Raw genomic sequence first — 12,813 nt, 5'->3', positions numbered from 1 at the left:
AGACTCAGCCCTCGATCAGCACCGGAGCCAGCCTGCGCCACTCCGCCAGCGGCAACGGCCGCGCCGGATCGCCGGTGACCACCTGGACCGCGAGGTGGTCGGCGCCCGCGGCGAGGAATTCCGCCGCCCGCGCCGCGATGACCCTCTCGTCGCCCACGGCGAAGACCGCGTCCACCAGCCGGTCGCTGCCACCGCCCGCCAGGTCCTCCTCGGTGAAGCCCGAACGCAGCAGATTGCTCGTGTAGTTGGGCAGCGCCAGGTACAGCTTCAGATGATCCCTGGCCTTGGCACGCCCCGACTCCAGATCCGTGTCCAGCACGACCTTGACCTCGGGCGCGAGCAGCGGCCCCGCACCGAGGACCGCGCGCGCCTTCGCGGTGTGCTCGGGGGTGACCAGATACGGGTGCGCGCCGCCCGCACGGTCACGGGACAACTCCAGCATCTTCGGGCCGAGCGCCGCCAGCACCCGCCGCCCGGCGGGCACCGGCTCCGGCGCCGCGTCCAGCGCCGCCAGGTAGTCGACCATGGCGGAGTACGGCCGCGCGTAGCGCTTGACCAGCGGGCCGTGGCTGACGCCGAGCCCGAGCAGGAACCGGCCCGGATGCGTACGCTCCACCGCCGCCCACTGCGAGGCGACGTCCGCGGCCTCGTCGTTCCAGATGTTGAGGATGCCGGTCGCCACGGTCAGCCGGGTGGTGGCCTTCAGCAGCGGCTCCGCGACGGCGACGCCGGGACTCCCGCCGAGCCAGACGGCGCCGTACCCCAGCGCCTCGACCTCGGCGGCGGCCTCGTCGTACGCGCCGGTGTACGTCACTCCGGCGCCGTTCACCGCCGCCGTCCAGGCGCCGCTCCAGATCCCGATCCTGCCCAGCCGGTCGTGCTGTCCCATGTGAGCCCTTCCTCGATGCGCGCCGCGCGCCCGCCCGGTCGGCCGGGCGCGGTCCGTCACCCATGCAAGCGGAACGGGCGGCCCGTCTGTTCCGCACCCGGTGAGCCGAACGGGTACGAACAGCCGGGCCGCCCGTGTGAGGCGCCCTGGGACGGCGGTCCTAGGGGGTCAGCTCCACGATCCGGGTGAAGCTGTTCTGCGCCGCTGTCACCACGACGTGGACCCGCGTGGTGGTGACGGAGCCCGCGAAGGGGATCCAGCGGTACTGGTCGGTGTTGCCGGTGAGGTCGGCCTGTGTCACCCACGCCGCGCCGTCCCAGGTCTGGACGGTGAAGGCGGTCGGGACGCCGTCGCTGTGCGAGGCGAAGCCCACGCCGTTCAGCGTGGTCGGGGCGGGCGCGGTGACGGTCAGGGTGTCGGGGTACCGGGAGTCGGTGTCGTCGTTCCAGAAGGTGCTCAGATCACCGTCGACGGCATTGCCCGCGGTGTACGTACGGGTCGCGCCGTCCACGACGTTCGGCGCGTGTTCGCTGGAGGCGGCGGCCGTGGTGCCCTGCGGCCAACCGCCGAGGACCAGCACCTCGAGGGCGGCCTTGGCCGTCGTACCGTCGGACGACCGTACGGTCACGGTGACCGGATACGTACCGCTCCTCGTCCCGCTCGGCGGTGTGACCTTGACGTTCGCCAAGGTCGCGGTGGACGCCGGGGTCAGCGGGACGCGGGCGGGTGTGGACGTCACGGTCCAGCCCGGGGGGACGTCGGCGCCGACCGTGGCCGTGGCGCCGGGCGCGGTCGAGTGGCCCTCGACCACCGCGCCGATCGTCGTACCGCCGTCCCCCTTGACCAGTGCGGGCGCGGGCGCGCCCGCGGAGACCGACACCTGGGTGTACGGGGTCCGCGGCGGGCGGACGGTGAAGGTGTAGTCACCGGACCCGGCGGTCACGGTGAGCGTCGTGCCGTCCGCCGTGCCCACGCTCAGGCCGGGGTCGCTCCGGCCGCGGCGGCCGTCCGCGAAGATCGTCCGGCCGCTCTCGGTCACCGCCGACCGGGCGCCGCCGAGCAGCGGCACCTTGATGGTCGCGGTCGAGCCGACCGGCACCACCGCGTGGTAGGTCAGCGTGGACCCGTCGCGCTGCCAGGCGCTGACGACCGTGCCGCGCGCGGTCCGCTGCCGCGCGGAGACCCGGGTGAGGTCGCCGACCACGCTGGGCGCGAGGGTGAAGGCGCGGTACGCGGCGCCCGCCGGTCCCGTGTCCGGCTGGATGCCGCCGAGCTGCTGGTAGTACCACTGGCCGATCGAACCGGCGAGACCGATGTGGTCCTTGGACGAGGTGCCGTCCGCCGCCGAGGAGTTCGGCCACTTCTCCCAGATCGTGCCGGGACCGTTGGCCACCATGTAGCCGAAGCTCGGGAAGTCGGTGCGCTCCGCGACGGCCAGCGCCACGTCGTTGCGGCCGGACATGCCGAGCGCCTGGTAGACGAAGGACGTGCCGACGAAGCCGGTCGTCACGTGATTTCCGTGCTTGGCGATGTCCTGGACGAGCCGGTCGACGGTCGCCTTCTGCTGAGCGGCCGGGACCAGACCGAGCACCAGGGGCATGGCGTAGGCCAGTTGGGTGCCGGTGCTCCACACACCGGTGTCGGCGTCGAGGAACCGCTTGGTGAAGCCTGCCCCGATCTGCCGCGCCAGGTCGGTGTAGCGCCTGGCGTCCGCGGTGTCGCCGACGACCGCGGCCATCTTCGCCAGCAGTGTGGCGTCCAGGTAGTAGTAGCCGGTCTGGAAGAAGACGTGCGGGGTGCTGACCGTCGCCACCCAGTCGTCGCCCCAGGAGCCGGGCGCGGCGGTGACGACGTGGTCGCTGTCGCTGATCGTGCCGAGGTAGTCGACCCAGCTCTTCACCTGCGCGTAATTGGCGCGCACCAGGCCCGCGTCGCCGTACTGCGTGTAGGAGTCCCAGATGATCTGCGGGTAGGCCGAGCCCCACGCGGGGTCGGTGAACCAGTCGGTGGCGCCCTGGGTGGGCGCGACCGAGGGCAGGCTGCCGTCGGGGTGGGCGCTGGTGACGACGGTCTGCGCCCACTGGTCGTAGAACGCCCGCATGTCGAAGTTGCTCATCGCCTCGACGTCGGTGTCGCCCGCGTCGCCGAGCCAGCCGTGCTTCTCACGCGTCGGGCAGTCCAGCGGAATCGACTGGAGGTTGTTCAACTGGGTCTGCACGAGGGCGGTCTGAATGCTGTTCAGCACCTTGTTCGACGTGTCGAACTGTCCGATCGTGGCGACGTCGGAGTGCACTTCTTGCGCGGTGACGGTGACGGCGGTGCCCGCGGGCACGCCGGTGAGCTGGGCGTACCGGAAGCCGGAGTAGTTGAAGTGCGGGGCGTAGGTCTCGGCGCCCTTGCCCGCGAAGGTGTAATGCTCGGTCTGCCGGACCGGATCGCCGTCGCCGAAGCTGATGTTGGACGTGGTGACCTGGCCGTCCGAGGCGAGGATCTCGCCCTTCTTGATGTCAACGGTGGTGCCGGACGGGGCGCTTGCCCTGATCGTCACCCAGCCGACGACGTTCTGCCCGAAGTCGTACACCTGCGACCCGGCCACCGGGTGCGTGACGGCCACCGGCTTGAGGGTTTTGACGATACGTGTCGGAGGCGTCGTGTCGGCCTGGAGCCGGGTCAGCGCGCTGAAGACGGTGGCCGGGCGGGCGCCGTACACGCCGAGTTCGGCGAGCCGGAGATTGCACCCGGAGCCGTTGCAGTACAGCTTGGTGGCCGTGACGCGCACATAACGGGCCGTCACCTCGGCCGGTATCGAAACCGACGCCGTACCGGGGTTGGGCTGGTCGGTGCCGGTACGGTCCACGAGGGTCGTCGCGGTGGCGAAGGTCGGGTCGTCACCGGCCTCGACGCGGTAGCGGACCGGGAATCCGGCGCCGGGCAGGTCGCCCGCCGGGTCGTTGGTCGGCCGGGCGGGGAAGAGTCTGACGCCCGAGAGCGGCTGCGCGGAACCGAGGTCGACCTGCACCCACTTGGCGTCGTCCGCGGTCGTCGCGACGGCCGAGTGGTAGCCCTGGGAGGTGTCCGTCGAGCCGTCGACGCCGTCGGTGAGGGCGGCGGGCGACCAGCCGCAGCAGGAGGTCGTGTCCCGCGAGGTCACCGGCCTGCCCTGCGCGAGGCTCTGCGGGTGCGTCGCGGCGGCGACCGCCACGACGGGCTTCCACGCGCTGTCGTCGAAGCCCGCGGTGTCCCAGCCGGTCACGGCCCGACGGGCGTCGTACGTCTCGCCGAGGTAGAAGTCGTCGCCGGTCACCGGCCCCGCGGTGGTGCGCCAGGCCGGTCCGGTGCCGAAGGCCGCCGAGGTGCCGTCGGTGTAGGTGACGTTGAGCTGCGCGACGAAGGTCGGCTGCCCGGAGAACTGTCCCTTGCCCGCCATGAAGGCCAACGCGTTGTGTCCGCGCACCAGTTGCCGGGTGACGTCGAAGTCGCGGTAGAGCACGCGCTTGGTGTAGTCGGTCACCGTCGAGTTGAGCACCTGGTCGGGTTCGGCCACGGCGCCGTTGACGTGCGGTTCCACGATGCCCTGCGCGCCGAAGTACAGCCGGGCGCGGGCGACGGACTTGGGGAGGTCGACGCCGCCGCGCACCAGCGCGCCGTCGGCGACCCGCAGCCAGGACGCGGACCAGTCGGACGCGGAGAACAGCGCGGTGTCGAAGTGCGCGGGGGCCGACCAGGGGGAGCGGTCGCCCGCCCGGTCCCAGGTGCGCACCGACCAGGTGTAGGTGGTGTTGCTCGCCAGCGCGGGACCACCATAAGAACGATTCACCGAATCGGCCGAACGAACGCGGCCCGAATCCCACACCTGATGCGCGTGGCCGCCCTTCCCGACGGCCGCCGCCTCGACCACGACCTGATACGCCGTCTGCGCCTCTGCCCGCCGCGAGTCGTTCACCACCCACGACAACGTGGGGCGCTGACCGCCGACGACCGCGTCCGAGGACTCCCCGTCCACCTGCAAGGACGTCGGCGCGAGTGCGCCGAGGTGCCCGGACGACGCCTGGGCGGGCGTCACCGAGCCGACGGCGGGAAGCAGGGCCGCGACGGCCGCGGTCACCGCGAGGAGCGCCGAGCGGCGCCGGGGGGCGACGCGAGCGGCGGTCGTCCGGACCGGCCGCTTCACGGTGTTCTCCTGGTATGCGATCGAAACGTTTCAAGATGCATGGATAGATTCATACGGCGTGTGGCGGTGCCACGACAAGGTGTGCGACAGCGATTTCTGTGCCGGCCGAACCGGCGGTGACGCGACCCTTGACCCCCGGCGGTGCGGCCCTGCAAGAATCCGTGTGCGATTGGTTGATTCTGTTCAATGCCGGTTGTTCGCCCGTGAGTTGCCGACGCTCGGTCGAGGGCGCCGGAATGCGCGTACCTCAATGAGGAGGGATCCACCATGCCGGTCGATCGCAGGTCGTTCCTGATCGCGGGGGTGGCGGGGGCCGTCGCCGTACCCTCGCTCCCCGGTCTCACCGCAGTCGCGAGCGCCCGTTCCGGATCAACAGGAACCACCATTCCGCGGACGGTCGACCTCGCCGACGGGTGGCGTTTCGCCCTCGTCAACCCGGGCGGCATCACCGACCCGACCGGCGCCTACGCCGACGCCGCACAGCCCGGCTACGACGACTACCGCTGGCGCACCGTCCGCGTCCCGCACGACTGGAGCATCGAGCAGACCCCGACCACCGCCAACGGCACCTCGGGCGGCACCGGCTATCTGCCCGGCGGACTCGGCTGGTACCGCAAGGCGTTCACCCTGCCGCCCTCGGTCGCGGGACGCCGTGTCTCGGTCGAGTTCGACGGCGTCTACATGGACAGCAACGTCTACTGCAACGGCACACTCGTCGGCAACCACCCCTACGGCTACACGGGGTTCGCCCTCGACCTCACCGACCTGCTGCACACCGACGGCCGCACCCCCAACGTCATCGCCGTCGAGGTCCGCAACCAACTCCCCAGCAGCCGCTGGTACTCCGGCAGCGGCATCTACCGCAACGCCCGCCTGGTCATCACCGACCCCGTGCATGTCGCGCGCTGGGGCACCCATGTGACGACGCCGGGACTCGCCGACACCCTCGCCGCCTCGCACGGCAAGGGCTACGCCACCGTCCGCGCGCAGGTCTCGGTCGTCAACGAGTCGGGCGCGGCGCCCTCCGCCACCGTCGTCAACACCGTCCTCGACCGGCGCGGCCGCCAGGTGGCGAAGGCCAGTTCACCGCTGACGCTGCCCGGCGCGGGCGGAGCGCGGGACGTCACCGCCGAACTGCGCGTGGACCGCCCCGACCTCTGGTCGTTCGACACCCCGGAACACCGGTACTCCCTGCTGACCGAAGTCCGCGTCAACGGACGGACGGTGGACACGTACACCACCGGCTTCGGCATCCGCCACGTCACGATCGACCCCGACCGCGGGCTGTTCGTCAACGGGCGGTACGCCAAGCTCAAGGGCGTCGACCTGCACCACGACCAGGGCGCGCTCGGCGCCGCCGTCCACATCGACGCGGTGCGCCGCCAGATGACGATCATGCGGTCGATGGGCGTCAACGCCTTCAGGACCTCGCACAATCCGCCGTCGCCGGAGATCGTCCAGGTCTGCGAGGAACTGGGCATCGTCATGATGGTCGAGGCGTTCGACTGCTGGCGCAGCGGCAAGAACACCTACGACTACGGCCGGTTCTTCGACGCCCACAGCGCCGCCGACATCACCGAGATGGTCGACGCGGCCCGCAACTCGCCCGCCGTCATCCTGTGGTCGATCGGCAACGAGATCCCCGACTCCACCAGCACCGCGGGCCTCGGCATGGCCGACGGGCTGATCACCGCGGTCCGCGCGCGCGACACCAGCCGTCCGGTCGTCATCGGCTCCGACAAATACCGCGGCCTGCCCGCGGTCGGCTCCGCCGCCGACCTCATGCTCGCCAAACTCGACGGCCTCGGTCTCAACTACAACACCGCGGCCTCCGTGGACGCCCTGCACGCCCGCTACCCGCACCTGTTCCTCTTCGAGTCCGAGTCGTCGTCCGAGACCTCGACCCGCGGCGCCTACCAGGAGCCGGAACACCTCAACACCGGCGAGAACCACACCCCGGGCAAGCGCGCCACCTCCAGCTACGACAACAACCTCGCGTCCTGGACGATGAGCGGCGAGTACGGCCTGAAGAAGGACCGCGACCGCGCCTTCTTCGCCGGCGAATTCCTCTGGTCGGGCACCGACTACATCGGCGAACCCACGCCCTACGGCGTCTTCCCGGTGAAGGCGTCCTTCTTCGGCGCCGTCGACACCGCGGGCTTCCCCAAGGACATGTACCACCTCTTCCGCAGCCAGTGGACGAGCGAGCCGATGGTCCACCTGGTGCCCATGGACTGGACCGACCACACGCCGGGCGAGACCGTCGAGGTCTGGGCGTACGCCAACGTGGACACCGTCGAGCTGTATCTCAACGGCCGCTCGCTCGGGGTGCGGCGCTTCGACACCAAGAAGACCGTCGACGGGCGGACGTATCTGGAGACCACCGAGGCGACCGGCGACGACAAGACGGTCACCGGCGGCCCGTACCCCGGCAGCTACACCAGCCCCAACGGCAGCGCGGGCAAGCTCCACCTGACCTGGAAAGTCCCCTTCGCACCCGGTGAGTTGAAGGCCGTCGCCCGGAAGAACGGCAGAACGGTCGCGACCGACGTGCTGCGCACCGCGGGCGAGCCGCGCGGCCTGCGCCTGACGCCGGACCGCGACTCCCTGACCGCCGACGGCGACCGCCTGGCCTTCGTCACCGCCGAGGTGATCGACGCGCACGGCACCGTCGTCCCCGGCGCCGGCCATCTGATCACCTTCAAGACCACCGGCGGCTCCCTGGCCGGAGTCGACAACGGACAGCAGGAGAGCGCCGAGCGCTACCAGGCCACCACCAGAACCGCCTTCCACGGCAAGGCACTCGCCATCGTCCGCTCGGGCACCGAGGCGGGCCGCCTCACCCTGACCGCGAGCGCGCCGGGGCTGCACTCCGCGACCACCTCGATACGGACCGGCCGCGCGTCGGGACCCGTCGCCACCACACCCCCGGTCCGCTTCTCACCCGACCCGGGCCCAGGGCCCGTCAGCTACCCGCTGGCGGACGCCAGTTACTCCGGCGCGGGCAACGCACTGCCCGCGGCGATGCTCGACGGCAACCCCGCGACCGGCTGGTCCAACGCCTTCAACAAGAGCGCCACCGCCCTGCTGCCCGCCTTCCGCGGCGCCCGCCCCGCCGACTGGGTCTCGGTCGCCTGGGCCGCGCCGCAGCGGATCGACACCCTCTCGGTCACCTTCACCGTCGACGCCACCCACTCGCTGCCCGGCGCCGTCACGCTCTCCTACTGGGACGGCGACCGCTACGTGCCCGTCACGAACCCGGCGATCACCTGGGCGACGGCGAGCGGCGCGCCGACCGTCATCACCTTCCCCGCCGTCCGCACCCCGCGGCTGCGCCTCGACCTGACCAGCGCCGCCCCCGGCACACCCGACGGCGCCCAGCGCATCACCGACTTCACCGTCAGCGGTAGCTGACCGCGCCGCCGTCACCGTTCGGCGCGCCCGGACCACCGGGCGCGCCGGGCTCGGGGCAGACCGGGCAGACCGGGAAGGCCGATCCCGCCGCGGTCGGCCGGATTCTGGCCGCCCAGCCGGGCACCCGCTCCTACCTCGGCACCGGGTCGGTCGCCGCGAATTTCACGGGCGTCGCCGGGGCGACGACGGTGGTGGCGTACCAGGGCGACTCGTCCTGGGGTGCTTGTCAGATGGTCTCAGGGCGCTGGTTCACCGCGCCGGGCGAGGCGGTCGTCGCCGACCGGTTCCTGAAGGCGGCCGGGGTCCGGGTCGGCGACACCGTCACCCTGGAGCACGACGGCCGCGGCACGCCGGTCCGTATCGTCGGCGAAGCGCTCTCCACGGGCGACTCGGGCACGCGGGTCCTGATGGACGAACGGACGCTCACCCGCGTCGGACTGGTCTTCCGACCGGACACGTTCTCCGTGCGCCTGACGGCGGGCACCGACCGCGACCGCTACCTCGCGGCCCTCGACACCGCGCTCGGCCCGCTCGGCCTCGGCGTGTTCAAACGCTCGGCATGGCGCCGCGGCAGACCGTCGCCATGGTGCTCACCTCGGCGGGCTCGGTTGGCGCGGTCGCGGGACTCGCGGGTGTGCCGCTCGGTATCGCCCTGCACGGCCATGTGCTGCCGATCATGGGCGGAGCGGCCGGTACGGGTATTCCGCACGCCGACCTCGCGGTCTACCACGCCCCGCAGATCGACCTGCTCGCGGTGGCGGGCCTAGCCATCGCCGCGGGCGGGGCGCTGCTCCCGGCGAGCTGGGCGGCCAGGACGCGGACGGCGGTGGCGCTGCGGACCGAATGACGGGGTGACCGAACGACGTGGTGACCGGGTGACCAGGTGACGGGGTGACCGGGTCGGGACGGGGGCGCCGGTCGTTACGAGGCGTCCTCGTCCTCTTCCTCGTGCGGGGCCTCCGGCGGCGCGAGGAACGGGTCGTTGACCGGCGCCGGGTTGGGCACGGTGGCCGGGCGCGGGGCGGTCTGCTCCGGATTGGAGAAGAGCGAAGGCGAAGAGTCCATGAAGATCCCCCAGTGAGTGGTGATGACGGCGGTCGCCGCTGCCTCGGTCCGCCCGCGGCGGTCGTCGCCGTCATTGGTGACGGCTCCGCCCTGGTGCGTGGGAAAACGGCAGGTCGTGCTGGGACGACGGTACGCGCCGCCTATGACGGTACGCCCTGCGGGCCGCAGGACCGAACGTGGCGTTGGCCCTGGCGGGTCGGCGGGGTCCGGAGCGGGGTCGAAGCGGGGTCGAAGCGGGCCCGGCGCCGGCCCCGGTGCGGCCCGGCTCGGGCCTGTCGCGGCGCTGCGGCGGTCCCGACGCGGCCCGGTCGCGGCCCGGTCCCGGTCCCGCGCGGTCAGTCGTGCGGGCGTCCGGGGGAGGGCGGGCCGGGGGCGGCGGCTTCGGGCGCGCCGCGCACCAGGGCGCGGCTCGTGGCCACCGCGAGGTCCGCGGTGCCCTCGACCCCCTCCCGGGGGCTCACGCGGCTGAAGAGGCCGCCGGGGTGCAGTGTCGCGTAGCCGTGGGCGGCCGTCACGTGCTGCTCCAGGAGCGTCAGCGCGGCGGCGGGACCCTGACCGAGGGCGTCCTGGGCCAGTTCGAAGAGCAGGTCCACCAGTCGGCGGCCCGCGTCGGCGAGGTCGCGGTCCTGGAGCGCCACCAGGGGCCTGGCGAAGATCACGTCGAAACCGGCGCCGCGCGCGCCGACGTAGCGGACGTACGCCCCCGCGGTCGCCGCGAAGCGCTCGGCCGGGTCCTGGCCCGCGCCGTCGGCCGCCTGCCGGAACCGCTCGGCCAGTTCCTCGGCGGCGCGGGTCGCGACCGCGGCCAAGAGGTGGTCGCGGTCGGCGAAGTGCCGGTAGGGCGCGGCCGTGCTCACCCCGAGTCTGCGGGCGACCCGCGCGACCGAGAAGGCCGCGGGCCCCGCCTCCGCCAGCAGATCGAAGCTCGCCTCGATCAGCGCGGGGCGCAGCTCGCCGTGGTGGTAGCGGCCCCGCTGGGGGCCGCCCTGCGCGTTCCCCGACACGGGCCGCCTCCTCGCGCGCTGGACGTGATAGCCCTCTTACCGTACCGTAGTGATAGCCCTCTTACATTCCTCGGGCGCGGAACTCCCCCCGCACACTCGGACCCCTCAATCCCGCAGGGACGGAAAAGTCATGACCGAAATCAAGGACAAGGTCGTCGCGATCACAGGAGCCAGCAGCGGAATCGGCGAGGCGACCGCGCTGCTGCTCGCCGAACGCGGCGCGAAAGTGGTGCTCGGCGCCCGTGGGACGGACCGGCTCGCCGCGGTCGCCGCACGGATCGGGAAAGCGGGCGGCGAGGTCGCCCACCTGTGCACCGACGTGCGCAGCCGCGCCGACGTCGCCGGGCTCGTGGGCCTGGCGACCGAGTGCTACGGGCGGCTCGACGTGCTGGTCAGCAACGCGGGGGCGATGCCGATCTCCCCGCTCGACGATCTGCGCGTCGAGGACTGGGAGGAGATGGTCGACGTCAATCTCAAAGGCGTGCTGTACGGCATCGCCGCCGCGCTTCCGGTATTCCGCGCGCAGGGCTTCGGCCATTTCGTGAACACCGCGTCCACGGCGGCCCACCGAATTGTGCCCAGTCAGTCGGTCTATTCCGGTACGAAAATGGCCGTGCGCGCCGTCTCCGAGGGCCTGCGGCAGGAAGCGGGGGGCAAGCTGCGGGTGACGATCGTCTCGCCCGGCATGACGATGACCGAATTCGCGGGCGGCATGCGGCGCCCCGAAGCGCGCGCCAAGCTGGCCGAGATGGTGGAAGGGATCGCGATGCCGCCGGACGCCGTCGCCCGCGCCATCGCCTTCGCGATCGAGCAGCCCGCCGACATCGACGTCGGCGAGATCGTCGTCCGCCCGACCGCGCAGAGCTGACGGCGCGGGACCGGGTCGGCCGGTCCCGCGCCGCCGGTACGCGAAACGCAGCGCGTCGGACGTTCAGGGGTCCGGGGTCAGGGGTCAGGAGGCAGCAGGCAGGAGGCGGCGGGTCTCAGGCGGTCGTGGTCGTCATCTGGCCGGTGCCGCTGTCCTGGAGCCACTGCGACCAGGACAGGTTGAAGTCGGCGTAGCCGTTGTTACCCGGGGCCTTGCCGCGCGGGGAGCCGGTGATGGTGACCGGGTCGCCCTGCTTGACGTAGTTGTAGAACCACTTGGCGTCGGTGAGCGACAGGTGGACGCAGCCGTGCGAACCGAAGCTGTGCCCCGGCTGCGGGTCCCCGGTCGAGTAGTGGATGTACGTGCCCGAATTCGTCAGGTGCACGTCCCACGGCAGGGTCAGGTCGTAGTAGTCCGGATTGCTCTTGTCGCAGGTTATGTGGACGCTGCAGGACGTCATGTGGACCTTCTCCGCCTTGTCGATGACGGCCATCGTCCCGTCCCAGGACGGCCACGTGGGGCTGCCCGCGTCGATCGGCAGGGTCTTCACGACCTGTCCGTTGTGCGTGACCTTCATCGTGTGACCCGGCACCGACACGGTCGCCTCGTTGTCGTCGCCGACGGTGAACGCGTGGTGGTAGCCGTGCACCCCGTACCGCCCGTTGCCGTTGGGCACATCGGTCAGATTCGCGTCGACCGTGACCTTCGTGCCCGGCTTCCAGTACGACTGGGGCCGGAAGTCGACCCGGGTGGTGCTGAACCAGTGCCAGGCGCCGGTGGTCGGCACGGACGTGGTGATCTTGAGGTGCTTCTCTATGTTCGCGCGGGCCGAGGCCGCCACCGGGTTGGTGAAGAGCACCGAAACCGGCATCGCGACGCCGACCGTGGTCCCGGTCTGCGGGGTGATCGTGTCGAGCAGCATCGGCGGCCCCTTCGGGGTCGGCTTCGTCGGCGAGGGCGTGGCGCTCGGCTTCGCCGACGCCGACGCCTTCCCGTCGGCAGCGGACGAGGCGGCGTCGTGCCCGCTCCCGCCGCACGCGCTCGTGCCCGCGAGCACCGCTCCGGCCACCAGCGCGATACCCAAGCTGCCCCTGAACCGACTCATGCCCGTGCTCCACTCGTATCACTGCGTCACTTACGTCCGGTACGTACGGTCGTGTCCCGGCGCGTCCGCTACGCCTGATCACCACGGTACGTCTACTACAGACCCCTACCCGATCACGGCGGTTGCAGGGCTCACGTAAAGCGACGGCCAAGCCTGCCGGATCGCCGCGTGGCGTCTGTCACACAGGGTGATGCGGTGTCACCGGGCGTGTGCCCGGCGCCCGGACGCGCGGAATCGGCGCCCGGACATGCGGAATCCGCCCGGAGACGCGGAATCCGCGCCGAGACGCGGAATCAG

At 71.8% G+C, this 12,813-nt stretch carries 8 protein-coding genes; 3 read left to right on the top strand and 5 right to left on the bottom strand.

What is annotated here, in order from left to right:
• Window positions 1-4: 4 nt before the first annotated feature.
• Window positions 5-889 (bottom strand): LLM class F420-dependent oxidoreductase, encoded by an 885-nt coding sequence (locus ACZ4EF_RS08900; RefSeq protein ID WP_467503538.1) that lies wholly within the window; start codon window positions 887-889, stop codon window positions 5-7.
• A gap of 160 nt (window positions 890-1,049) precedes the next feature.
• Window positions 1,050-5,060 carry a family 78 glycoside hydrolase catalytic domain gene (locus ACZ4EF_RS08895; protein ID WP_467503536.1) on the bottom strand — a complete coding sequence of 1,337 codons (4,011 nt, stop codon included), beginning with the start codon at window positions 5,058-5,060 and terminating at the stop codon, window positions 1,050-1,052.
• Between the two features lie 267 nt (window positions 5,061-5,327).
• On the opposite strand from ACZ4EF_RS08895, the gene ACZ4EF_RS08890 reads away from it, so the two are divergent.
• Window positions 5,328-8,474 carry a glycoside hydrolase family 2 TIM barrel-domain containing protein gene (locus ACZ4EF_RS08890; protein ID WP_467503535.1) on the top strand — a complete coding sequence of 1,049 codons (3,147 nt, stop codon included), beginning with the start codon at window positions 5,328-5,330 and terminating at the stop codon, window positions 8,472-8,474.
• A 559-nt stretch (window positions 8,475-9,033) separates the two neighbouring features.
• Window positions 9,034-9,321, top strand: a complete 288-nt coding sequence (locus ACZ4EF_RS08885; protein WP_467503534.1) for a hypothetical protein — start codon at window positions 9,034-9,036, stop codon at window positions 9,319-9,321.
• Window positions 9,322-9,395: 74 nt separating this feature from the next.
• Here the strand turns inward: ACZ4EF_RS08885 and ACZ4EF_RS08880 are convergent, their stop codons facing one another.
• Together ACZ4EF_RS08880 and ACZ4EF_RS08875 are read right to left on the bottom strand one after the other, a co-directional pair.
• Entirely contained in the window at window positions 9,396-9,539 is a 144-nt protein-coding gene (locus ACZ4EF_RS08880; RefSeq protein WP_391045879.1) for a hypothetical protein, read from the bottom strand.
• 335 nt (window positions 9,540-9,874) lie between these two features.
• Window positions 9,875-10,543 (bottom strand): TetR/AcrR family transcriptional regulator, encoded by a 669-nt coding sequence (locus tag ACZ4EF_RS08875; protein WP_401308396.1) that lies wholly within the window; start codon window positions 10,541-10,543, stop codon window positions 9,875-9,877.
• Window positions 10,544-10,673: 130 nt separating this feature from the next.
• Here ACZ4EF_RS08875 and ACZ4EF_RS08870 point away from each other — a divergent pair, with 130 nt between their 5' ends.
• Window positions 10,674-11,411, top strand: coding sequence for an SDR family oxidoreductase (locus ACZ4EF_RS08870; protein ID WP_467503531.1), 738 nt, complete (start codon window positions 10,674-10,676; stop codon window positions 11,409-11,411).
• A 115-nt stretch (window positions 11,412-11,526) separates the two neighbouring features.
• Here the strand turns inward: ACZ4EF_RS08870 and ACZ4EF_RS08865 are convergent, their stop codons facing one another.
• Window positions 11,527-12,516 (bottom strand): L,D-transpeptidase, encoded by a 990-nt coding sequence (locus tag ACZ4EF_RS08865; protein WP_355341629.1) that lies wholly within the window; start codon window positions 12,514-12,516, stop codon window positions 11,527-11,529.
• Between the last annotated feature and the right edge of the window lie 297 nt (window positions 12,517-12,813).

It is taken from the genome of Streptomyces sp. NPDC025721 (assembly GCF_055558595.1).
Note: the sequence above shows the minus strand (reverse complement) of the source record. Positions and strands in the feature narration are given on the sequence as shown.